Raw genomic sequence first — 23,452 nt, 5'->3', positions numbered from 1 at the left:
ACTTGGAGGAATCAATGGCTGTTTCCCGTCTCACACTCGGCCTCGCCATCGTTGCGGGCCTGGCCGCCCCGGCCTACGCCAAGGACGTCAAGAACGTCGGCATCTCGGTCGGCCTGCTCGGCAACCCGTTCTTCGTCGCGACCATCAAGGGCATCGAAGCCAAGGCCAAGGAGATCACCCCCGGGGCGAAGATCACGTCCGTGTCGGCGGACTACGACCTGAACAAGCAATTCACCCAGATGGACAACTTCACGGCGGCCGGAACGGACATCGTGATGATCAACGCGGTCGACCCGAAGGCGATCGAGCCGTCGGTGAAGCGCGCCCAGGCGGGCGGCATGGTCGTGGCCGCCTTCGACGTGGCGGCCGCAGGCGCCGACGTCACGGTGATGACGGACAACGTCAAGGCGGGCGAGCTCGCCTGCCAGTACATCGCCGACCATCTCAAGGGCAAGGGTGACGTCCTCATCGTGAACGGCCCGCAGGTCTCGTCGATCACGGATCGCGTGAAGGGCTGCAAGAACGTCTTCGCCAAGTTCCCGGACATCAAGGTTCTCTCGGACAATCAGGACGCCAAGGGCTCCCGTGAGGGCGGCTTCGCCGTCGGCCAGAGCCTGCTGACCCGCTTCCCGAAGATCGACGCCGTGTTCGCGATCAACGATCCGACCGCCATCGGCATCAACCTAGCGGCCAAGCAGCTCAACCGCAACGAGTTCATCATCACGGCGGTCGACGGCGCTCCGGACATCGAGACCGAGCTGAAGTCGGGCAACTCCCTGATCAAGGCTTCGGCCTCGCAGGACCCGTACATCATGGCGGCCCAGTCCTATGAGCTCGCGGTCGGCATCGTGAACGGCAAGAAGCCCGAGAAGAACGTCGTGCTGCTCGAGCCGAAGCTGATCACCGCCGACAACATCAAGGACTACAAGGGCTGGCAGGCCGTCCGCTGATTTTCCTTGACATTCGGCGGCCACGGCGCGAGCCGTGGCCGCCTTTTCCGTTCATGGGCTATCAGGAGGCATCCCGATGTTGAAGCAGCTGCGCGAGCAGGTTCTGGAGGCCAATCTCGAAGTGGTGCGCCGCGGGCTCGTCCTCTACACGTTCGGCAACGTCAGCGGCATCAGCCGCGAGGACAACCTCGTGGTCATCAAGCCGAGCGGCGTGCCCTACGAGCGCATGAAGGCCGACGACCTCGTCGTTACGGATCTCGACGGCAAGGTCGTCTGGGGTGAGCTGCGCCCCTCCTCGGACCTCGACACCCATATCCATCTCTACAAGGCCTTCCCGCAGATCGGCGGCGTGGTGCATACGCATTCCGAACATGCGGTCGCCTGGGCCCAGGCCTGCCGCCCGATCCCGCCGCTCGGCACCACTCATGCCGATTATTTCTACGGGCCGGTTCCGGTCACCCGGGAGCTGACGGCGGACGAGATCAAGAACGATTACGTCCGCGCCACGGGGGTGGCCATCACGGACACTTTCGGCAACCGGGACCCCATGGAGGTGCCGGCCGCCCTCGTGGCCGGCCACGGGCCTTTCGCCTGGGGCAGAACGCCGGACGATGCCGTTCACAACGCGGTCGTTCTGGAAGCGGTCGCCCGCATGGCCATGTACACGTTTTCGCTGCAGCCGAACGCGCCCGGGGTCTCCCAGGCGCTCCTCGACCGGCACTATTTCCGCAAGCACGGCGCGACGGCGACCTATGGCCAGGCCGAGAAGTAGCCTCGCACCCTGTTACAACCACCAACACCCCGCTTCGGGAGATACAGATGGCCGTCGTAGCCGGTGTCGATTTCGGCACCCTGAGTGTCCGGGTCACCCTCGTCGACGATCGGAAAGGCCCCCTCGGCCTCGCGACGGCCGAGTACCCGCTTCATCGCAGGCGTGAGAACCCCGACTACGCCACCCAGGCCCATGCAGACCACATGGACGCGCTCGCCCGCGCCATGCGCGGCGCTCTCGAGTCGGCCGGCGTGAACGGCGAGGACGTCGCGGCCCTTGCCATCGATACCACCGGGTCCAGCGTGGTCATGGTGGGCGAGGGACTGGAGCCGCTCGACGAATATTACCTCTGGTGCGACCACCGGGCGAAATCCGAGGCCGAGGAGATCACCCGCCTGGCCCATCAGGAGGGCCTCGAAGCCATCCAGTGGTGCGGCGGCGTCTATTCCCACGAATGGGGCTTCTCCAAGCTGCTGCACTGGCTGCGCCACAACCCGGACAAGCGCGACCGGCTCGTGACGGCGCTGGAGCATTGCGACATGGTCGCCGCCACCCTGACCGGCGTGACCGATCCCGCTCGCCTGAAGCGCAGCATCTGCGCCATGGGCCACAAATGGATGTGGAACCCGCGCTGGGGCGGCCTGCCGCCGCAGGACTTCCTGTCCAAGGTCGATCCGCTGTTCGACGGCATCCGCGAGAAGCTCGCCGGCGACTACGTCACGTCCGACGTCGTGGCCGGGCACCTGACCCCTGGCTGGGCGGAGCGGCTCGGCCTGAAGCCCGGCATCCCGATTCCCGTCGGAGCCTTCGACGCCCATTGGGACGCCATCGGGGCGGGCTGCCGGGTCGGCGACGTGGTCAACGTGGTCGGCACCTCGACCTGCATCATCGCGATAGCCGAGGATACGAGCCTGATCGAGGGCGTGTGCGGCGTCGTACCCGGCAGCGTCGACCCCAGGCTCGTCGGCATCGAGGCGGGGCTCTCGGCCACGGGCGACATCTTCGAGGCGATCGCCCGGCGGGCCAATACCAACGTCAAGGAGCTGTCGAAAGGCTTGGAGCAGTACCGGGCCGGTCAGACCGGCCTGCTGCGCCTGACCTGGGACAACGGCGACCGGACGGTTCTCGTGAAGGCCGATCTCGGCGGCATCACCCTGGGTTGGAACCTGCTGCACACCGCGCAGGACGAGCTTTTTGCCGCTATCGAAGGCACCGCCTTCCATACGCGCATCATCCTGGAGCGCATGGCCGAGGGCGGGGTCCCGGTCGAGCGGGTCATCAATGCGGGCGGAATCCCGCAGCACAATGCGGTGCTGAACCAGGTCTATGCGAATGTGCTCGGCCGGCCCGTGCTGGTGCCGAACGGCATCCCGACGGGTCTCGGCTCGAGCATCTTCGCGAGCCTCGCGGCCGGATCGCATCCTAATCTCGACAGCGCCCAGGAGGCGATCTGCCTGCCCTTCCGCGCCTTCGAGCCGGACCCGGCAGCCCACGCGATCTACGAGCAGCTCTTCGCCCATTACCGGACCCTCTATTTCGGCTTCGGGGGCGTCTCTGGACCGGTCTCGCTGGATCATATATTGCGCGACCTCAAGCGGATCGCGGCTCTTCCTTCGGAGCCCGTTCCGCCGGATGCCATGCCCGATCCCTGATCGGGCATGGCAGGCGTTCATGACTGTCATCAGGGTATTGTTCGGAGGCTTTTGATGATCCTGGTATGTGGCGAAGCCCTGATCGACCTCTTCATCGGGGCATCCTCTCAGACCGGCTTTCCGGCAGAGGCTGTGGCCGGCGGATCGCCCTTCAATGTGGCCATCGGCATCGGACGGCTCGGGCGTCCGTCGGGCTTCCTGTCCACCCTGTCGGACGACGTGTTCGGCACGTTCCTGGCCGAGAAGCTCGCCGAATCCGGGGTGAGTCCGGACTACATCCAGCGCTGCCCGAACTACACGACGCTGAGCGTCGTGGCGACGGACGGGTCGGGGCAGCCGCAATATTCCTTCTACGCGCCCAACAGTGCCGACCGGGCTCTCACGCCCGAGGCTCTTCCCGCCGAACTGCCGGCGGATGTGAGCGCCATCGCGGCCGGCTCCTATGCCCTCGGCGTCGAGCCGATCGCGAGCGCCATCGAAACCCTGCTCCGCCGGGAGGCCGGGACGCGTGTGATCTCGCTCGATCCGAACGTCCGGCCGCGCGTCGTCGGGGACCTCAAGGCCTATCGCGAGCGCTTCGAGCGCCTGCTCGCCCATGCCGATATCGTGAAGGCGAGCGATGAAGACATCGAAATCCTCTACTCGACCCAGGATCTCGCGGGCGCGGCCCGGAATTGGCTCCAGCGCGGCCCCAAGCTCGTCATCGTGACCCGCGGCGAGAAGGGGCCTCTGGCGGCCTTCGGCGACAGGATCGCGGAGCGCCCCGCTCCCAGGATCGACGTGGTCGATACGGTCGGTGCCGGCGACACGTTCCACGCCGGTCTTCTCTCCTGGCTCGACGCCAACAACCTGCTCACGCCCGGCGGAATCGCCGGACTGACCGACGCGCAAGTCACGGCAGCCCTCGATTTCGGCGCCGCCGCGGCGGCGATCGTCTGCACTCGCCGCGGTGCCAATCCGCCCTCCTGGGCGGAGGTCGAACAATTCATGGCGGCCCGCGCCTGATCACAACGGAACCCGTCATGACGATATCCCAGCCCGTCCTCCCTCCCGTCGGCCCGACCTGGCGCTCCAACCGGTTCCACCGGACATGGCTGTTCGAGCAGGCCGACCATCTGTTCGCATTCTTCGAGCGCGGCATCATCAACCCGGCCGGCGGCTTCTTCGATCTCGACGATGCAGGTCAGCCGATCGAGACGGCCAATCCGGTCAGGCAGATCCACAACACCACCCGCATGGTGCATTGCTTCGCCATCGGCACCCTGCTCGGCCGGCCCGGATGCGATGCGATCGTCGATCACGGCATGAACTACCTTTGGAATGCCCATCGCGACGCCCGGGACGGCGGCTATGTCTGGTCACTCGATAACGACGGTCCTCAGGACGACACGAAGCAAGCCTATGGGCATGCGTTCGTGTTGCTGGCGGCCTCGAGCGCCAAGGTCGTCGGTCATCCCCTGGCGGATCGTCTGCTCCAGGACATCACCCGGGTTCTCGACGAGCGATTCTGGGAGGAGCAGCACGGCGCCGTGACGGAGGAGTTCTCCCGCGACTGGCAGCCTTTGAGCCAGTATCGGGGCCAGAACTCCAACATGCACCTCACCGAGTCGCTCATGGCGGCCTTCGAGGCGACCGGCGACCGGGCCTATCTCGACAAGGCGGAGCGGATCGCCGGGCTGATCATCGGCCGTCACGCCGCTTCTCTCGGCTATCGTGTCGCCGAGCACTTCCATGCGGATTGGAGCCTGGACAAGGACTATCGCGGGTACGACGTGTTCCGACCCTACGGCACCACGCCGGGCCACTGGCTCGAATGGGCCCGTCTCGTCCTCCAGCTCTGGACGCTTGGGGGCAGGCGCCATGCCTGGATGCCGGAGGCCGCCCGTGAACTGTTCCGGCAGTCCATCGAGCTCGGATGGGACAAGGACAAGGGGGGCTTCTTCTATGCCCTGGACTGGGACGACAAGCCGAGGCTGCCGCACAAGCTGTGGTGGCCCTGCGCCGAGGCCATCGGCGCGGCCGCCTTCCTGAACGAGCACAGCCCGAGCGACTTCCACGAGCAGTGGTACCGCGCCCTCTGGGGCTTCGCCGATCGCCATCTGATCGACCGGCGCCAGGGCGGATGGCGTCCGGAGCTCACGGAAAACCTGAAGCCGGGAACGACCCTGTTCACCGGCAAGCCCGATCTCTACCACGCCCTGCAGGCCTGCCTGATTCCCCTGTTCCCGGCGACCGGCAGCCTGACCAAGGTCATTCCCGAGAGCAGCGCCGTTTCTCAGCCCTGAGCGAGGTGCCGCTCCAGATCCTCCCGTCGGGGCATTCCCGCCTGGGCGCCGGCCGTCAGGCAGGACAGGGATGCGGCGGCGCACGCCCGCTCCATTGCCCGGCCGGTCTCCAGTCCCTCGGCCAGTCCGTTGGCGAGAACACCCACGAAGGTGTCTCCCGCTCCGGTCGTGTCGACCGGCGTGATCGGGCGTGCCGTCGCATGGGTCCGGGCGCCGTCCGGCGTGATGGCGTAGGCGCCGCGCGCACCGGCCGTGACGATGCAGGTCGGCCCGAACGACCCGGCGATCTCCGATCCGGCCTGGAGGAAATCGTCGCCTGCGCCGTCGCCCACGATGCCGGCGATTGAGAGAGCCTCGTGCTCGTTCACCACAAGCACGTCCGTCACGGCCAGGAGTTCGGCCATGGCCGTGCGCTCCCCGACGGCCGGGACCGGCGCGAAGTTCCAGACCACCTTGACGCCGGCGCGGCGCGCCCGCGCGGCGACGTCGAGATTGTCGGCGACCGGCACTTCCATCTGGAGCACCAGAACGGAGGCCTGCGACAGGAGCGAATCGGACAGATCGGATGAACGCAGCGCCATATTGGCGCCGCTGGCGACCGTGATGGCGTTCTCTCCCGTCTCGTCGACGGTGATGAACGCGCAGCCGGTCGGCTCCTCGGTGACCCTGATCGCGCTGACCTCAACCCCGTTCGCCTCGAGGTTCTTGAGGCAGGCCATTCCGAAGGGATCGTTGCCGACGGCGCCCGCCATGGCGACCGGCATGCCCCCGCGGCGGCCGACCCGGGCTGCCGCGACGGCCTGATTGGCCCCCTTGCCGCCGAAGAAGCTGTCCGCCCGGCGCGACAGGACGGTCTCGCCCGGACGGGCGATGCGCTGAACCCGCGCGACGAGGTCCATGTTGATCGAGCCGAAGATGATGATCATGCCCTAATGCCTTTTTTTCAGGCGCTTTCCTTACCATTCGAAGGGTCGAAATGGCGAGCATCCGCAGCGAAGGACCGCTCCTGACGGGACCCCATCGAGCCATCCACAGCTATTTCCCCCCTGCACACCACAGAGGGATTATGCCCCGGAACCAAGCAGGCTGCCTCAACATTTGACTCGCAGGTAGGCGTAGCAGCGGTAAACTGTCATCAGAATCAAAGATAGTTTGCCACTGGCAGCTAGAAGAACAGGCTTTGATGGGCAGGCAGGTTGATCCTCACCGTCCGGATCGCGGAAATCCACCGCCCGCAACGACTCGCTCACGCATCCACCCCTCTCCTGCAAGTTCCCCCGGACGCCTCTGCGCGGCGCCTGGATAGGTCTCTGTGCGCAGTTTCAAAACCCGGAGTTGGTCATTGAGCAAGCATCATGAGAAGCAGAGACGCAAGACCCGCCGCTCCCTCGAAACAGCGCAGGTCTTCGACCTCACGGGATCGAAATTCCAGGCTGAGCGCAGCCTCCCTCCCATCAAGCCGCTCAATGCAACCCAGGATGAGTATCTCGACGCTCTGAAGAACAGTGCCCAGGTCGTGGTTCTCGGCCCGGCCGGCACCGGAAAGACCTGGATCGCAGCCACGTATGCGGCGGATCTCTTCCGCCAGCGGCGCATCCGGAAGATCATCCTCACCCGCCCCAATGTCCCGAGCGGCCGCTCGCTCGGCTTTTTTCCCGGCAGTCTCGAAGAGAAATTCGGCCCCTGGGCGGCGCCGGTGATCGAGGCGATCAAGGAGCGGATCGGCGCGGCCGCCTACGAGATCGCCGTCAAGAACGGCGACATCGAGATGGTGCCCTTCGAGGTGATGCGCGGGCGATCCTGGCGCGACGCCTTCATCCTGCTGGACGAAGCGCAGAATGCCACGCCGGCCGAGATGAAGACGTTCCTCACCCGCATCGGCGAGGACTGCACCGTGGTGATCAATGGGGATGTGAGCCAGTGCGATCTGCGTGAGACCTCAGGCCTGCGCACGGTCATCCATCTGATCAAGTCCCAGATGCTCCCGGTCCCGATCGTCGAGTTCACGCTCAATGAGATCGTCCGGTCCGGCGTCTGCGAGATGTGGGTGCGTGCCTTCGAAGAGGTCCATTGCTAGCGCATCGGACGATCGGATGGCCGGCACAAGGCCGGCCATGACGCGTGGAGGGGTCGCGCCACCACAATGGTCACCCTCCACGTCATCACCGGGCTTGTCCCGGTGATCTCGATACGGTGGATCGCGGCGCCCCAAAAGATCGGGATGGCCGGCACAAGGCCGGCCATGACGTGGGAAAGGTCACGCCACAGCGAGGATCATCCTCCACGTCATCACCGGGCTCGTCCCGGTGATCCCGCTTCCGAGAGGCGCCGCGCTTTTCCGAATCGGGATGGCCGGCGAGAAGCGCGTGATCACTGGCCGGCCATGACGTGGGAGGGTGTTGTTACCGGGCTTGTCCGGGTGAACGCGATCGGAACACCGCCGAGCGCATCGTGCGGCCCTTCGGATCAATACTCAACGATGCGCCAGCCGAGAGTGGAGCATTGGGCCGATCCCAGAAGTGGCGTCCCCTTTTCACTGGCGTGGCCCTTCGGGTCGCTGACGCGGCCCTCTGGGTCCGTCCGATGCTCTAGAAGGGATTGATCTCGGAAGCGACCTCGCTCGTGGGATCCCCTCGACCGTGCCCGCGCAGGATGGCGCTTTATCCACGCGAAAACCGGGCCCCTCTCCGCCCAAATGAGCGGAAGCTGACCCGGTTCTGATATCGCGGACGGCGGGGTGCTTCAGGCGAGCTCGATCGCGCCGACCTCGGGGCCTTTGCGGCCCTCGACGATCGCCACCCGGACCGCCTGCCCCTGCTCGAGCTGGCCGAGGCCCGCGCGCTCCACGACGGAGATGTGCAGGAACAGGTCCTTGCTCTCGCCTTCGACGGAGACGAAGCCGTAGCCCTTCACGGAATCGAACCACTTGACGGTGGCCGGCACCTCCGGCGGACCGCTGACCGGGCGTGCGCTCGGCCCACCGCCGGGGCGGCCGAAACCGCCACCGGACTGGCCGGGACCACCCGACCGCATCGGGCGCGGCGCGCGTGCCCCGCGCGGCGGCTCGGGCTCGGCCGTGCTCGCGTCGACGCTGACGATTTCCTGGACCTGCGGGCCCTTCTGGCCGGCGCCGACCCGGATGACCAGGGTCGTGCCCGACTCGAGCGCGGAATAACCCGCGGCCTCGACCTGTCGGACGTGCAGGAAGGCCTCGCCCGACCCATCGGTCATTTCGACGAAACCGAATCCCTTCTCAGGGTTGAACCATTTCACCCGCGCTTCGGTCTCCGGTCCGGAGGCTGGAGCGCCATAGGATGTCTGCTGCCGCATGGGCCGTTCATAAGATGTTGGTGGAGCGAAATCGCCCCAGTGATCTTCGGGTTGACCGCCAAATTGACGTCGGCGATCACGGTGATCATTTCCCCGGCCCATCAGGACTGCCTTCTAAAGTCTCAAGTTTCGTAAACGCTATAGGCGTAACGCCCCCAACCATTGAGGGCAAGAAAATAACTACTCACACCTAGACATTTCATGCAAGGTCTCAAAAGGGCGTGTCATGCGGATTGTGGGGCGCCGACGCGAGAATTCAGCCCTCCGATCACGGCTTTCAGGATCCGGTCGCCTTCCCCTTCCCCTGGCCCGCGGCCGCTCCAGGCGTGGATGCGCTCGTGGATGAAGCCGAGTTTGGCGATCACGGCCGGCGCGAGCACGAAGGGATAAAGGTCGGGCTGCCCCATGCTGCGGTTCAGGGAATTCACGGCAAAGGTCAGGGGCAGCCAGGCGGTGATCAGACGGTTCAGGTCGGTCTCGCGATGCGGGTCGAAATCGATTTCCGCCGCCAGTTCGGCGCCGCGGCGGATTCCCGGCCGCACCTTCAATCCGAAGGCGCTCGCGGTCTCCAGGGTGTCGACGATATGGAGATAGTGCGCCCAGGTCTCGGCGAAATCCTCCCAGGGATGGGAGGCTGCATAGGCACTGACGAATTCCTCCTGCCAGTCCTCTTTCGGCCCCCGGGCGTAATGGACCCGCAAGGCCTCGCCGTAGTCGCGCTGCTCGTCTCCGAAAACCTGGCGGAATCGGTCCAGGCTGGGATCGTTCCGGACCAGGACGTTCCAGTAATAATGGCCGATCTCATGCCGGAAGTGGCCCAGGAGGGTCCGGTAGGGCTCCCCCATCCCGTGGCGTCGCCGCTCCCGCTCGGCATCGTCCGCCTCGGCGATGTTGATGGTGATCAGGCCGTTGTCATGCCCGGTCAGGATCGAAGGACCTTCAGGAGAGTTCTCGGCAGGGTCCGCGAGAAAATCGAATGCCAGTCCCTGCGGGTCCTCGCGGCGCGTCGCCAGCGGCAGGTCGAGCCTCAGCAACGTATAGAACAGACGCCGCTTCGCGATCTCGAGCCGGCGCCAGCGCTCCCGGTTCCGCTCGAGCGAAAGGTCCGGTACGGTGCGATTGTGCCGGCAAGCCCGGCAGTAGATCTCATCCGCCTCGGCGGAGATCAGCCAGTTGCACGCATTGTGCTCCGCGTTGGCGCAGAAGCGCAGAGGCATGTCGGGCCGGGCCAGAGCCTTCCAGCCCGCCTCCCGGTCGGGTTCCAGAGCGCTGATCTCATGGATCGACGGCAGGTACCCGAGCCGGCGGCCGCAGCTTTCGCAGCGACTGTTCTCGAAATAGAGCGGCTGACCGCAGGCCTGACATTCGAAGAGCTTCATGGAGCGACCTGCTGCTTGCCGGATCCGCCTCATCCGGACCAATGGGGACCGACGGCATGTTCACGGCAACGGTCCGCGAGCCCGTTGGTTCGCAGGTCCTTGCACCGTCATCGGCCCGTCACTGCTCATAATTTAAGCTTCCTGCATGAAGCCTCTCATTTCATCATGCCAAGACAACGGTCCCATCGTCCGGGCTCTTCAGAAACAGGATGATCCATGACACATGTTGCCAAGCAGGCGACGCAGGACGGAACCTTCACGGTCTATCTCGGGGAACGGCCCGTTGCCTGGGGTCTGACCAGCCATGCCGCAGATGCCCTGATCGAGAGGCTGCTGCGGCGCTGAGCGTGCGCTCGCTCCACTCCTGAACGCGGTCCGGGCGGGCGCCGCGGGTGCCGATATCGGCCGCCGAGCATCCCCGACCGGCCTTCGATGATACAGAGTTTCAAATCATTTCCCGTCGCCGCCGGCCGAGGGGCTTCCTCTCGCGTCACGTTGTCGTGAGGCCAGCCCGGAATAACGGCCTCGGAAAGCGCCGGGCGGCTCACCGACCGGCCCATTGTCCGGCATGAATTCGCGCGACGGGATTGCGGCTCCCGGCCGTTCGACATCGGGGCGGGCTCATGCGCAGAACATGCGGTCCATGGAACGGCCCGGCACAAGGGTTCGCCAGTCCTTCGCTCAGCAATCGCACACCAGAAAGCGGTCTAACCGGTCGCACGACGAGGCCTTTACTTCGCTGCCTCGGCCGCATTACGATGCTTTCTTGGGTCATACTAACCTAAGATAGTGAAGGCGCATCAAACCGTCGATTATAGTTGTTGCATCTGATTCGCTTAACGACGTCGCAAGGCGCAGTGTCAGAAGCAATGTGGCTTGGAGGGGCTATGTTCGAGGGTCGCAGAAAGCGGGTCTTGATCGTCGAGGACGAGGCGATGATCTCGATGCTGATCGAGGACATGGTTCTCGATTTCGGCTGCGAGATCGTGGGCCCCGCGGCGCGCCTGGACCATGCCCTGACCCTGGCGCTCCAGGCGGATATCGATATCGGCATCCTCGACATCAACGTGGACGGAACGGTGGTCTTCCCGGTCGCCGACGTCCTGCGCTTCCGCGGAATCCCGTTCATCTTCTCGACCGGCTACGACTTCCGCTCGCTCCCCGAGCGGTTCAGAGAATGCCCGGCCCTGTCGAAGCCGTTCTCCTACGACAATTTCGCCGACACGCTCCGGGCGACGCTGGCCGGCACCTCCGACGCGACGGAAATCGCCTGACGCGGTCGCCCGGACCAGAACACGCCGTCCTCACGGCGTGCGGACGCATCCCTCCACCGGGCAACGGTGCCATCATCGTCGTCTGGACCTGGAGAAGATCGGCCGGCGACCCAATTTCATCGCTCCGCGTTTGCGGCTATTGAGCACTCGAGTCCCCTGGAGCGTCCGCATTCATGAAATCCAAGTCGCCGGAAGGTCCCTTTCGTATCGGGCGGTCGCCGACCGGCCTTGGCCTGTTCGCCACCGACGTGATCGAGAAGGGCTCCTTCATCATCGAGTATGTCGGACCGAGGATCACGAACGAGGAAGTCCAGCGCCGGCGCAACACGCGCTATCTGTTCGAGGTCAGCAGCCGCTGGACCATCGACGGGTCGCCGCGGTGGAACACCGCCCGCTACATCAATCACGGCTGCCGCCCGAACGCCCAGGCGACGGTGTCGCGGGGCCGGATCCGCATCAAGGCGATCAAGCGCATCAAGCCGGGCGACGAGATCACCTACAATTACGGCAAGAACTACTTCGAGACCTTCATCAAGCCGATGGGCTGCAAGTGCCAGTCCTGCGAGCGCAAGCGCGCGAAGCAGGCGGGTGTTTGAAGGCCTAGAGCATCGGACGGAAAAGTGGATCCGGTTTTCCGTTCTGACCGATGCTCTCATTCAAGAAGAAAGCATCGGATGGATCCCAAAAGTGCAAATCCACTTTTGGGTCCGATGCTTTAGGCTCACTCCTCGGACCGTCGGTCTCCCCTCCCTCGACGCGCTCGCCGGCACTGACACACGCCACGGCATGGCCGGGACAGGCCCGGCCATCCCGATACGGTGAGGCACGGCGCTTCAGACAGGCGAGATCACCGGGACGAGCCCGGTGATGACGAAGAGGAGTCGTTCCCGTGCTCCGCCCCGAACTCCGCAACGGTGCGCCCGGCGCCCTTCTCGAAGAGACGCCCCAGGTTCGCTGTCACGGCTCCCGTGAACCGCGGGTCCTTCGGCAGGTCGTCGCCGAAGATTTCGCGCACGGCGAACAGGGCGCCGGCCAGCCCCTCGGCCGAGGGCCCTGCCCGGTCGGCCAGCGCGCGGAGCCGCGCCGCCATGGGATCGCGCACGTCGATGGGCGCGCCCGTCTCGTCGACACCCGTGACATAGCGCATCCAGGCCGCCACCCCGAGGGACAGGCGTGCGATGGAAGCGCCACCCTGGAGACGATCTCGGACCGTCCCCAGGAGCCGCTGCGGCAGCTTCTGCGAGCCGTCCATCGCGATCTGCCAGGTGCGGTGCTTCAGGGCGGGATTCTTGAACCGGGCGACGAGCGCCCGCTTGTAGGCGGACAGATCGGCACCGGGCGGCATGTGCAGGGTCGGCGTGACCTCCTCGTCCATGAGCCCCTCGATCAGCCGCGCGAAGGCCGGATCCGCCATGGTGTCGGCCACCGTCTCGTAGCCCGCGAGATAGCCCAGATAGGCGAGCGTCGAATGGCTGCCGTTGAGCAGCCTGAGCTTCATGTGCTCATAGGGCTCCACGTCGGCGACGAACTCCGCGCCCGCGATCTCCCAGGCCGGGCGGCCCTGCGGGAACCGGTCCTCGATCACCCATTGCGTGAAGGGTTCGGTGACGACCGGCCAGGCGTCCTCGACACCCAGGGCCTGTCCGATGCGCTCCCGGTCCTGATCGTTCGTCGCCGGGACGATCCGGTCGACCATGGTCGACGGGCAGGACACCTCTTCGGCCACGAAGCGGCCGAGATCGGGATCGACCAGTTCGGCGAAGCGGGTGAGCACGCGCTTCACGGTGCGGCCGTTCGAGGGAAGGTTGTCGCAGGTGAGAACCGTGAAGGGCGCAATCCCCGCCCGCCGCCGGCGGCGCAGCGCCTCGACGATGAAGCCCGGTGCCGAGCGGGGCGTTTTCAGGTAGGCGAGGTCATGCACCACGTCGGGATGGGCCTCGTTCAGGACGCCGGTCGCCGGATCGTGGCAATAGCCCTTCTCGGTCACCGTCAGAGTGACGATCCTGGTCTGCGGATCGGCCATCGCGTCGAGGAGCTCCTCCGTCGCCCGAGGCGCCACGACGACCCGCCGGACCGACCCGACGATCCGCAGCGCCTCGCCGTCCTGCGAGCGGACCGAAAGAGTGTAGAGACCGTCCTGCGGCTGGAGGGCGTCGTAGGTGTCCGGGCTGCGCAGGCTGGCGGCCACGATGCCCCAGCGCGGATCCCGGGCGAGCACGTCGTCCGTGTAGGCCGCCTGATGGGCCCGGTGGAAGGCCCCGACGCCCAGATGCACGATCCCGGTCTTCACCGCTCTCCGGTCGTAGGCCGGGCGGCGAACGCCCTCCGGCAGATCGGCGAGAGAATCGTCGTTCAAGCGGTCTGACATCGTGTCCTCGGGGGTTCGTTCCAGATGAGGGTGGCGCCGGGTCGTTGCAATCCTACCACGTCATCACCGGCCTCGTGCCGGTGATCCCGATCCTGAAATGCGCCGTGCTCTTCCGATTGGGATGGCCGGCACAAGGCCGGCCATGACGTCGAGTGTGTCACCGGGACGGTGATCCTGGGAACCCGGGCGCCCCGTCAATGCGCCGGCTGCTGCTTCGCCCGGGTGACGATCTGCGTCGGGTTGACGAAGCGCAGCGCGATGATGAGCCAGACGAGGGTCGTGACCATGTAGATCACCGCCATCGCGTCGATCGACTGCACGGCGCGCACCCCGGCCGCGAAGACCGCGTAATAGAGCGCCACCACGAGGGTCTGGCTCGTCGGGCCGGCCACCAGGAAGGTGAGCTCGAACATGGCGATGGTGCGCACCAGCACCAGCAGCAGCGCCGCCAGGATGCCCGGCAGGAGCAGCGGCAGGAGCACGTGGACGAAGAGCTTGAAGGTGTTGGCGCCGAAGACGCGGGCCGCCGCCTCGATCTTCGGGTCGATCTGCTCGATGAACGGGATCATGACCAGGATGACGAAGGGAACGGTCGGCACGAGGTTGGCCGCCACCACGCCCCAGAACGTGCCCGCTAGGCCGGTCTGGTAGAGCACGGTCGCGAGCGGGATGCCGAAGGTGATCGGCGGGATCATCAGCGGCAGCAGGAAGAGCAGGATGAGAAGCCGCTTTCCGGCGAATTCGCGCCGGGCGAGCGCATAGGCGGCGGTCACCCCGAGGGCTCCCGAGATGAACACCACGGCGGCGATCACCTGGAAGGTCACCATCAGGACGTCCCAGAGCTGGAACTCGCTCCAGGCGGAGGAATACCAGCGCGTGGTGAAGCCCACCGGCAGCCACGTGCCGAGCCAGCGCGTGGCAAACGAGCTCGTCACCACGGTGGCGATCATGGCGAACAGGTTGATGACGAAGAAGCCGACCAGGAACCAGATGGCCGCGGCCCAGAGCTTGGACCCGAGTGTGGTGTCGCGGATCATCGGCTTTACCCTTTCGCGCCGGAGGCAGGACCGCGGTAGAACAACCCGCGGGAGGCGAGCACCGCCACCACGATGGCGAGCTGCACGAAGCCCATGATCATCGCGATCGCCGAGGCCATGGAGTAGTCGTATTCCTCGAAGGCCGCCGTGGCGGCGGCGATCGAGATCACCCGGGTGACGCCCGCGGGCTCGCCCAGCAGCACCGCCGAGGGGAAGACCGAGAAGGCCTGCACGAAGGACAGGCAGAACGTGATGGCGAAGCCCGGCATCAGGAGCGGCAGGTAGACGTGGCGGAAGCGCTGCCAGGCGCTGGCGCCCAGGGTCGCGGCCGCCTGCTCGAGGGCCGGGTCGATGCCGGTCACGTAGGACAGGGTCAGCAGGAAGGTGAACGGGAAGCCGGTGATCACCAGGGAGGCGAAGACGCCCCAGTAATTATGCACGAGCTTCAGGGGCTGCGAGATGAGCCCGAAGGTGATCAGGGTGCGGTTGAACCAGCCCTGCGGCCCGAGATAGTTCAAGAGGCCCTCGGCCACGAGCACGGTGCCGAGGGTGATCGGCAGGACGAGGATCGTGGTCAGGAGGCGCTGGCGCCGCATCAGGCGCACGCGGAACGCGATCGGCACTGCCAGCAGCAGGTTGATCAGCGTGACGGGGATCGCGAGCCGGAGCGTGTTGCCGATCGTGTCGTAGAGGAACGGGTCCGAGAAAAAGCGCTTGTAATTGGCGAGCCAGTCGCCGCCGGCCTTGGGCTCGAAGGAGAGCACGAACCCGAACGCGAACGGGTAGACGAAGAGGAGCAGGCTGAAGATCGCCGCCGGAACGACGAGCAGCGTCACCGCGTCGAAGCCGCGCGCGGCGAGACGCTGGCGCAGGCTCGGGCCGTGCTCGACGGGAGTCGCGGGAGCAAGGGCGTCCATCACTGCCTCCCCTGGATCGGCTCCGCGAAGACGAGGACACGCCCGTCATCCGCCCGCAGATGCACCTGCGAACCGGGCTCGACCGGCTGGTGCGACCGGAACACGAAATCGAGCCCGCCGGCCGAATGGGCCGTGCCGACGAATTCGCGGCCGCGATATTCGATGGTGTCGACGGTCACCGCGATGGCGTTCGGCCCCGCCTCCCCGACCATGAGGTCGTCCGGCCGGATGGCCGCGAAGGCCGTGGCGCCGGCGGACAGGGTCTCGCGGGCGACGCCGCTGATCCGCGCCCCCTCTACGTCGAGGACGGCGCGGCCGCCCTCGGCGCCGACGACCCGACCTTTCAGCTTGTTGCGGAAGCCCATGAAGTCGGCCACGTCGAGATGGGACGGGGCCTCGTAGAGCTCCTTGGGCGTGCCGACCTGCCGGACCACGCCGTCGCGCAGCACCACGATGCGGTCGGCGAGCGACAGGGCCTCGTCCTGGTCGTGTGTCACGTAGATGGTCGTGGCCCCGAGCTCGTTGTGGATGCGCCGGATCTCGGCGCGCATCTCGAGGCGCAGCTTGGCGTCGAGGTTCGAGAGCGGCTCGTCCATCAGCACGAGCGGCGGCTCGATCACGATGGCGCGGGCGATCGCCACGCGCTGCTGCTGGCCGCCGGAGAGCTGGCCCGGCAGCTTGTTCTCCTGGCCCTTGAGGCGCACCAGGTTGAGCGCCTCGTCCACCTTTCGGTCGATCTCGGCCTTCGGCGTCCCGCGCATCTTGAGCCCGAAGCCGATGTTCTGGCGCACGTTGAGATGGGGAAAGAGCGCGTAGTTCTGGAACACCATCCCGAACCCGCGCTCCTCGGGCCGCAGGGTGTCGACCCGGCTTTTGTCGAGCCAGATCGCCCCGCCGGTCACAGGCAGGAGACCCGCGATGCAGTTCAGCGTCGTCGACTTGCCGCAGCCCGACGGGCCGAGCAGGGCGATGAACTCGCGCCGGCGGATCGTCAGGGAGATGTCGCGCAGGGCGTTGAGCGCCCCGAAGTCGCGGCTCACGCGATCGAGCCGGACTTCGTCGAACTGGGAAAGGGCAATGGTCATCGCGGGTCCTTGGTTCTTGGGTCGTGTATCGGTTCGAGTGTCACCGCCATTCGCAGGCCATCCTCCTGTCATGGCCGGCCCTGTGCCGGCCATCCCCATGCTGAAAGGCGCTGCGCCTTGCGGATCGGGATCACCGGCACGAGGCCGGTGATGACGTCGAGAGGATGGCGATCCCCGCATCACAGCCGCCGGGGATGGCAGGAAACCTCAACCGCGACACGACCTGTCCTTGTTCTTGCTCTGGACGTCTTACTTACGCTTGCCGCCGCCGACCTGCTCGTCCCACAGGCGGAAGGCGACGACCATCTGGTCGGGCTGGAGCGGAAGCTCGATCGGGTTCTCGGCGATCCACTTCTCGTATTCCGGACGGCCGAATTCCTTGATCGCCGCCTGGCTCTCGGCGGGCGCCATGTCGAGGGTCACGCCCTTCACGGCCGGGCCCGGATAGAAGTAGCCCTCGTCGAAGGTGTAGGCCTGCTGCTCCTTGGTGAGCAGGAAGCTCATGAGATCGAGCAGCACCGCGAGCTTCTCGTTCGGCAGGCCCTTGGGCACGCACATGTAATGCGCGTCCGACACCCAGTGGAAGCCCTTGAGCGCCGCCACCTTGGCCTCCTTCGGCACGACCCCGAGGACGCGCGGGTTGATGTCCCAGCCCGTGGTCGACACGGTCATGTCGCGGGAGCCTTCGCCGAGCTCCTTCATCACCGCGCCGGTGCCGGACGGGTAGTACTCGATGTTCTGGCCGAGCTCCTTCAGGAAGGCCCAGGTCTTGTCCCAGCCCTTGGCCGGATCCTGCGGGTTGCTGTCGCCCAGGATGTAGGGCAGGCCCATGATGAAGGTGCGGCCAGGGCCGGAATTCGCCGGGCGCGCATAGAGGAAGCGGCCCGGATTGGCCTTGGTGTAGGCGAGAAGCTCCTCGGCCGTGGTCGGCACGGTCTTGACCTTGTCGGGCATGTATTCGAGGAGCGGGCCCGACGGGTAGTAGGTCACGACCACGCCCTGCCCCTTCGCCAGACCCTGCATCTTGGCGGCCGGCGCGAGATAGATGTCGTCGAGCTTCGGCAGGGAGTTCGCCTGGCCGGGGACGAGGTCGACCCACAGCTTCTGCTCGATGCCGGCGGAGAGCGCATCCGTGCCGGTGAGCACGAGGTCGATGTCGACCCGGCCCGCATCCTGCTGGGCCTTGATCTTGCCGGCGAGCTCCGGCGCCGTCGCCTTGGTGAAGGTGATGCGCGAGACCAGGTTGGGCTTGGCCTTGCGGTAGTTCTCGATCGCCTTCTGGGTCAGCGCCAGGTTGCCGGCCACGTCGATGATGTTGAGCGTCACCGGACTCGTGGGCAGGGTCGCCTGCGCGAAAGCTTTTCCGCCGAGGGTCGCAACGCCGGCGGAGCCGGCGACACCGCCGACGAAGGTCCGCCTGGTGATCAGGTTCGTCATGTCTTCCTCCCGTTCTGTGCGACATGGCTCATGGTCGGCCATGTCCCGTGTCACAGCTTGTAGGCCTCTTTGGCGAGGCGATAGGCGAGATCGTAGGCCATTTCGTGCGCTTCGTCCTCGTCGAGGCGGTGCGTCGTCACCAGGGTGGCGAGAGAGGCGCAGTCGACCCGGCGGGCCACGTCGTGCCGGGCGGGAATCGACAGATAGGCGCGCGTGTCGTCGTTGAACCCGACCGTGTTGTAGAAGCCGGCGGTTTCGGTCGTGAGCTCACGGAAGCGCCGCATGCCCTCGGGCGAGTCGAAGAACCACCAGGCCGGACCCAGCCTGAGGGCCGGATAATGGCCCGCGAGCGGCGCGAGCTCGCGCGAATAGCTCGTCTCGTCGAGGGTGAAGACGATGAACGTGAAGCCGGGCTCGTTGCCGAAGCGGTCGAGCAGCGGCTTCAGGGCGCGGACGTAATCCGTCTGCAGCGGAATGTCCGCCCCCATGTCGCGGCCGAAGCGGCGGAACAGGGCCGCGTTGTGGTTGCGGAAGGAGCCCGGATGGAGCTGCATGACCATGCCGTCCTCGACGCTCATGGCGGCCATCTCGGTCAGCATCTGGGCGCGGAACAGCTCCGCATCCTCGGGCCCGGCATCGCCGGACGCGACCCGGCGGAACAGCGCCTCCGCATCGGCCGGTGAAAGATCCGCCGTGCGGGCGGTCGGGTGGCCGTGGTCGGTGGAGGTCGCGCCGTAATCGCGGAAGAAGGCGCGCCGCCTGCGGTGCGCATCCAGGTAGCCGCTCCACGTGGACGTGTCGCAGCCCGTGATCTCCCCGAAGCGCGCGAGATTCTCGCGGAAGCCCTCGAATTCGGGATCGATCACCGGGTCGGGGCGGTAGGCCGTCACCACGCGGCCGGACCAGCCCGAGCGCCGGATGGCCTCGTGGTGCTTGAGCGGATCGAGCGGGCTCTCCGTGGTGGCGATCGCCTCGATGCGGAAGCGCTCGAACAGCGCGCGCGGGCGGAACTCCGGCGTGCGCAGGGCCGCGTCGATGCGGTCGTAATAGGCGTCTGCGGTCTTGGCCGACAGGCGCTCGGTGAAGCCGAACAGGGTCGCGAACGTATGATCGAGCCAGAGGCGTGTGGGCGTGCCGCGGAAGAGGTGATAATGCGACGCGAACCGCCGCCAGATCGCCCGCGGGTCGCGCTCCACCGCGCTGTCGTCCTTCGCCGGGAGCCCAAGCTCCTCCAGGCGCACGCCCTGGCTGTAAAGCATGCGGAACACGTAGTGATCCGGGATGACGAAGAGCGTCGCGGGATCCGGGAACGGCTCGTTCTCCGCGTACCACCGCGGATCCGTATGGCCGTGCGGCGAGACGATCGGAAGATCCCGGACCTTCGCATAGAGCCGGCGCGCCACCTCGCGGCTGGCGGAATCGACAGGAAACAGCCGGTCCGGATGGATCAGCATGGCGTACTCCCTCGGGCTCCGTCCGGGCCCATTCCCGGGCCGGCTGCGAGCGCCTCATTGAGCAAACCTTAAAACGATCCACGATCCTTTGCAATGGTCTACTAGTATGGTAGTGTGCCACTTATGACCAATAGACCGACCCTCGCGAAGCTCGATCTCAGCCGGGAGCCCATGGCCCGGCAGGTCGCGCGCGCCCTTCGCCAGGCCATCGTCAGCATGAAGATCGCGCCCGGCGAGATGCTGTCGGAGCAGGACCTGGCGCAGCGATTCGGCGTGAGCCGCTCGCCCGTCCGAGAAGCCCTCATCAAGCTGAGCGAGGCCGGCCTCGTTCGCGTTCTGCCGCAGCGGGGCACGCAGGTGGTCAAGATCTCGCGCGCGGCGGTCGAGGATGCCCGCTTCATCCGCGTCGCGGTCGAATGCGCGGTCGTTCGCGAGGCGGCGCTGAAAGCCTCTCCCGTTCTGATCGCGGAGCTGAACGCCAGCCTGACCCGGCAGCGGCGCGCCCAGCGGGCCACCTCGTCGGACGACTTCATGGCGCTGGACGAGGAGTTCCACCGCCTCCTGGCGGAGGCCGCCGGACGTCCGGCCGCGTGGCGCATGATCGAGGACGTCAAGCCGCAGATGGACCGGGTGCGCTACCTCGACGTGAAGCAGGCCACTCCGCGCCATCTCATCGTCGCGCAGCATGCGGAGATCGTCGACGCCATCAAGGCGGCCGATCCCGTAGCGGCCGACAGGGCCATGCAGCAGCACCTCAGCGAGATCCTGCGCTCCCTGCCGGAGCTGGCCGCGAAGCACCCGGATCTCTTCGAGCCCGAGGCCGATGCCCTGCCGGAGGTGCTCAGCGCGTGACACCCTCCAGACAAGAATCCGCACCCTCCGCCGACGCCCCCGTTCGGCCCCAGCTTTGAGAGGCAATCATGGAACAGACCTGGCGCTGGTTCGGCCCCGACGACGTCGTACAGCTCTCCCACATCCGGCAGACCGGCGCGACCGGGATCGTCACCGCCCTGCATCAGATCCCCTATGGGGTGATCTGGAGCGTCGAGGAGATCGAGAAGCGGAAAGCGCTCATTGCCGCCGATCCGTCGCTCGGCCTGCGCTGGAGCGTGGTCGAGAGCCTGCCGATCCACGAGCGCATCAAGATCGGCGAAGGCGACCTGACGAGCCTGTTCGACCATTACCGCCAGTCCATGCGCAACCTCGCGCAATGCGGCGTCACCACGATCTGCTACAACTTCATGCCCGTGGTCGACTGGACCCGCACCGAGCTCGCCTACCCGCTTCCCGGCGGCGGCACGGCCCTGCGCTTCAATATCCATGAGTTCGCAGCCTTCGACTGCTTCATGCTGGAGCGTGCGGGCGCGGAGGCGGATTACGCGCCCGACGTACTGACCCGGGCCAAGGAATGGCATCTGCGCTCGTCGGAAGCCGACCGGCGCAAGCTCCTCTCCAACATCATGGCGGGCCTGCCCGGCGCTTACGACCGCTACGACGTTCCGGGCCTGCGCGTCATGCTCGACCGCTACCGGGACATCGACGCGGCGGCCCTGCGCGAGAACCTCGCCCGCTTCCTGCGCGAGGTGATCCCGACCGCGGAAGAGGTCGGGATCCGGATGTGCATCCATCCGGACGATCCGCCGCGCCCGCTCATGGGCCTGCCCCGCATCGTGTCCAACGCGGACGACATCGCCTTCATCCTCGAGGCGGCCGATTCCCCCGCCAACGGGCTCACGCTGTGCAGCGGGTCGCTCGGGGCCAATCCGGTCAACGACGTGCCGGCCATCGCGAAGCGCTTCTCGGACCGGATCTGGTTCGCGCATCTGCGCAACGTCGCCAAGGACCCGGACGGCTCCTTCATGGAAGCCGACCACCTGGGCGGCGACACCGACATGGTGTCTCTGGTGACGGTGCTGCTCGAGGAGCAGAAGCGTCGCAAGGAAGCCGGCCATCCGCACTGGCGCATTCCCATGCGCCCCGACCACGGGCACGAGCTTCTCGACGACGTGGGCCGTCCCACCCATCCGGGCTATCCCATCATCGGACGGATGAGAGGCCTGGCCGAGCTGCGCGGCGTCATGCAGGCGGTCTCCGCCGTGCGCGGCCTGCCGCTTTAGAGCATCGGATTGGATCCCAAAAGTGCAAGTCCACTTTTGGGTCCGATGCTTTAGGATCGTGCTCCAGAGGTCGAGGTAACATCTCCCCGTCATGGCCGGGACAAGCCCGGCCATGACGGGGAGATGTTACGGCCGGCTGGAGAGCAGCCGCGTGAAGCCTGCGACCCCGTGCCGAACCTACCCGAGCAGGTTCCGCAAGGTCCGCATGAACACGCGCGCGCCGATCCCGATCAGGTCGTCGGGGAAGTCGTAGTCGGGATTGTGCAGGCTCGGGTGGTCCCTGCCGGCTCCGAGGAAGAACATGGCCGCCGGCGCCCTTTGACCGAAGCGTCCGAAATCCTCCGAGGCCCGCAGCGGGAGCTCGCCCTCGTCATGCGGAACGCCCTCTTCGTCCAGCGCGCGGCGGAGATGGGCCACGGCTTCCGGCGCGTTCTCGCAGTGCTGGAAGATGTCGTCGTGGGAGATCTCGACGCTGAGCCCCCGGTTGCGCGCGGCGCTCAGGACGAGGTGCTCGGCGCTCACGCACAGATCCTCCATGCCGGCATCGGTCATCGTGCGCAGGGTCGCCCAGATCTCGGCCCGCGCCGGGGCGACGCCGAAAGCCGGCTCGCCGATCTTCACGTGAGTCACCGTGACCATTGCGAAGCCGTCGTCCAGCGGCCCCCCATGACCCAGCCCCGTGAGCGCCGGCATCAGCTCGGCGACGACGGGCACGGGCGACAGCCCCGTCTCGGGCATGGACGCATGGGCGGTCTTGCCGTTCAGGACGATACGCATGCCCCGCGACGCGCAATTGACCGGCCCTTCCGCCAACGCGACATGGCCGAAGGGCAGACCGGGGAGATTGTGCAGGGCGAACGCGAAATCCGGGCTGATCTCGCGAAAGCGCGGGTCGGCCACGACGGCCGCGGCTCCGGAGCCGTCCTCCTCGGCCGGCTGGAACAGCAGGATGGCGCGGCCGCGCTGCGGCCGCTGGCGTCCGAGCGCGCGCGCCAGGCCGGCCAGGATGGCCGTGTGTCCATCGTGCCCGCACAGATGTCCCTTGCCGGGGGCGGCCGAGCGGTGAGGCGCGTCGGAGATCTCCTCGATCGGAAGCCCGTCGAGCTCCGAGCGGATCATGACGGCCGGGCCCGGCGCCCTGCCCTGGTAGACCGCCGCGATCCCATGGCCGCCAAGGCCGGTGATGATCTGGTCGGGGCGCGTCTGGGCCAGAAACGCCCGCACCTCCCGGGCCGTCTGGACCTCCTCGCGGGAGAGTTCCGGCATGCGGTGGAGCGCGCGCCGAAAAGCCACCAGATCGACCATGTCCTCGTTGGTCAAAACCATGGATCGCCTCCCTGCTGGGGCTCGATGGGAGCACAGCCGCTCGACCGACGACAGCCCGGCCTGTTTCGG

At 66.6% G+C, this 23,452-nt stretch carries 21 protein-coding genes; 11 read left to right on the top strand and 10 right to left on the bottom strand.

Annotated features, from left to right (window positions below; all coding sequences use genetic code 11):
- Positions 1–14 precede the first annotated feature (14 nt).
- The 5 genes from OCW50_RS05960 (at position 15) to OCW50_RS05940 (ending at position 5,659) form a co-directional block, all read left to right on the top strand.
- Positions 15–950, top strand: coding sequence for an ABC transporter substrate-binding protein (locus OCW50_RS05960; RefSeq protein ID WP_262267914.1), 936 nt, complete (start codon positions 15–17; stop codon positions 948–950).
- A 76-nt stretch (positions 951–1,026) separates the two neighbouring features.
- The gene (locus tag OCW50_RS05955) at positions 1,027–1,722 is read left to right on the top strand and encodes an L-ribulose-5-phosphate 4-epimerase (protein ID WP_315974400.1); all 696 of its coding nucleotides are present in this window, start codon (positions 1,027–1,029) and stop codon (positions 1,720–1,722) included.
- A 47-nt stretch (positions 1,723–1,769) separates the two neighbouring features.
- Positions 1,770–3,374, top strand: a complete 1,605-nt coding sequence (locus tag OCW50_RS05950; protein ID WP_262267915.1) for a ribulokinase — start codon at positions 1,770–1,772, stop codon at positions 3,372–3,374.
- A 54-nt stretch (positions 3,375–3,428) separates the two neighbouring features.
- Positions 3,429–4,379 carry a carbohydrate kinase family protein gene (locus OCW50_RS05945; RefSeq protein WP_262296798.1) on the top strand — a complete coding sequence of 317 codons (951 nt, stop codon included), beginning with the start codon at positions 3,429–3,431 and terminating at the stop codon, positions 4,377–4,379.
- Positions 4,380–4,396: 17 nt separating this feature from the next.
- A complete protein-coding gene (locus OCW50_RS05940) occupies positions 4,397–5,659 on the top strand; it encodes an AGE family epimerase/isomerase (protein ID WP_262296797.1) in 1,263 nt (420 codons plus the stop codon).
- Here OCW50_RS05940 and OCW50_RS05935 read toward each other — a convergent pair.
- Entirely contained in the window at positions 5,650–6,585 is a 936-nt protein-coding gene (locus OCW50_RS05935; RefSeq protein ID WP_262296796.1) for a ribokinase, read from the bottom strand. The genes OCW50_RS05940 and OCW50_RS05935 overlap by 10 nt on opposite strands.
- Before the next feature lie 416 nt (positions 6,586–7,001).
- Here OCW50_RS05935 and OCW50_RS05930 point away from each other — a divergent pair, with 416 nt between their 5' ends.
- Positions 7,002–7,736: a PhoH family protein gene (locus tag OCW50_RS05930; protein ID WP_373371314.1), complete on the top strand. Its 735-nt coding sequence runs from the start codon at positions 7,002–7,004 to the stop codon at positions 7,734–7,736.
- Positions 7,737–8,401: 665 nt separating this feature from the next.
- Here OCW50_RS05930 and OCW50_RS33180 read toward each other — a convergent pair.
- Both OCW50_RS33180 and OCW50_RS05915 read right to left on the bottom strand, forming a co-directional pair.
- Entirely contained in the window at positions 8,402–8,989 is a 588-nt protein-coding gene (locus OCW50_RS33180) for a cold-shock protein (RefSeq protein ID WP_315974399.1), read from the bottom strand.
- A gap of 224 nt (positions 8,990–9,213) precedes the next feature.
- Positions 9,214–10,368, bottom strand: a complete 1,155-nt coding sequence (locus OCW50_RS05915) for a zinc-binding metallopeptidase family protein (RefSeq protein WP_262296795.1) — start codon at positions 10,366–10,368, stop codon at positions 9,214–9,216.
- 216 nt (positions 10,369–10,584) lie between these two features.
- Here OCW50_RS05915 and OCW50_RS05910 point away from each other — a divergent pair, with 216 nt between their 5' ends.
- From OCW50_RS05910 to OCW50_RS05900, 3 genes are all read left to right on the top strand, one after another.
- Complete coding sequence (locus tag OCW50_RS05910) at positions 10,585–10,713, top strand: hypothetical protein (RefSeq protein ID WP_262296794.1); 129 nt, start codon at positions 10,585–10,587, stop codon at positions 10,711–10,713.
- A gap of 542 nt (positions 10,714–11,255) precedes the next feature.
- Positions 11,256–11,642 (top strand): response regulator, encoded by a 387-nt coding sequence (locus OCW50_RS05905; RefSeq protein WP_262296793.1) that lies wholly within the window; start codon positions 11,256–11,258, stop codon positions 11,640–11,642.
- A 173-nt stretch (positions 11,643–11,815) separates the two neighbouring features.
- Positions 11,816–12,238, top strand: coding sequence for an SET domain-containing protein (locus tag OCW50_RS05900; RefSeq protein WP_262296792.1), 423 nt, complete (start codon positions 11,816–11,818; stop codon positions 12,236–12,238).
- Positions 12,239–12,489: 251 nt separating this feature from the next.
- Here the strand turns inward: OCW50_RS05900 and OCW50_RS05895 are convergent, their stop codons facing one another.
- The 6 genes from OCW50_RS05895 to uxaC form a co-directional block, all read right to left on the bottom strand.
- Positions 12,490–14,010, bottom strand: coding sequence for a mannitol dehydrogenase family protein (locus OCW50_RS05895; RefSeq protein WP_262296791.1), 1,521 nt, complete (start codon positions 14,008–14,010; stop codon positions 12,490–12,492).
- A gap of 194 nt (positions 14,011–14,204) precedes the next feature.
- A complete protein-coding gene (locus tag OCW50_RS05890) occupies positions 14,205–15,047 on the bottom strand; it encodes an ABC transporter permease (RefSeq protein WP_262296790.1) in 843 nt (280 codons plus the stop codon).
- A 5-nt stretch (positions 15,048–15,052) separates the two neighbouring features.
- Entirely contained in the window at positions 15,053–15,964 is a 912-nt protein-coding gene (locus OCW50_RS05885; protein ID WP_262269167.1) for an ABC transporter permease, read from the bottom strand.
- Entirely contained in the window at positions 15,964–17,049 is a 1,086-nt protein-coding gene (locus OCW50_RS05880; RefSeq protein WP_262269168.1) for an ABC transporter ATP-binding protein, read from the bottom strand. Before OCW50_RS05880 ends, OCW50_RS05885 begins: the two co-directional genes overlap by 1 nt.
- A gap of 249 nt (positions 17,050–17,298) precedes the next feature.
- Positions 17,299–18,486 (bottom strand): ABC transporter substrate-binding protein, encoded by a 1,188-nt coding sequence (locus tag OCW50_RS05875; protein ID WP_262296789.1) that lies wholly within the window; start codon positions 18,484–18,486, stop codon positions 17,299–17,301.
- A gap of 50 nt (positions 18,487–18,536) precedes the next feature.
- Positions 18,537–19,940 (bottom strand): glucuronate isomerase, encoded by a 1,404-nt coding sequence (gene uxaC, locus OCW50_RS05870; RefSeq protein WP_262296788.1) that lies wholly within the window; start codon positions 19,938–19,940, stop codon positions 18,537–18,539.
- A gap of 123 nt (positions 19,941–20,063) precedes the next feature.
- Here uxaC and OCW50_RS05865 point away from each other — a divergent pair, with 123 nt between their 5' ends.
- On the top strand, positions 20,064–20,792 hold the full coding sequence (locus OCW50_RS05865; RefSeq protein ID WP_262269171.1) for a GntR family transcriptional regulator: 729 nt from the start codon (positions 20,064–20,066) through the stop codon (positions 20,790–20,792).
- Positions 20,793–20,860: 68 nt separating this feature from the next.
- The gene (gene uxuA, locus OCW50_RS05860) at positions 20,861–22,057 is read left to right on the top strand and encodes a mannonate dehydratase (RefSeq protein WP_262296787.1); all 1,197 of its coding nucleotides are present in this window, start codon (positions 20,861–20,863) and stop codon (positions 22,055–22,057) included.
- Between the two features lie 177 nt (positions 22,058–22,234).
- Here uxuA and OCW50_RS05855 read toward each other — a convergent pair whose 3' ends face one another.
- A complete protein-coding gene (locus tag OCW50_RS05855) occupies positions 22,235–23,383 on the bottom strand; it encodes an amidohydrolase (protein ID WP_262269173.1) in 1,149 nt (382 codons plus the stop codon).
- Between the last annotated feature and the right edge of the window lie 69 nt (positions 23,384–23,452).

The organism is Microvirga sesbaniae, from assembly GCF_025460805.1.
Lineage (GTDB): Bacteria > Pseudomonadota > Alphaproteobacteria > Rhizobiales > Beijerinckiaceae > Microvirga > Microvirga sesbaniae.
This window is presented reverse-complemented; position numbering and strand designations above follow the sequence as displayed.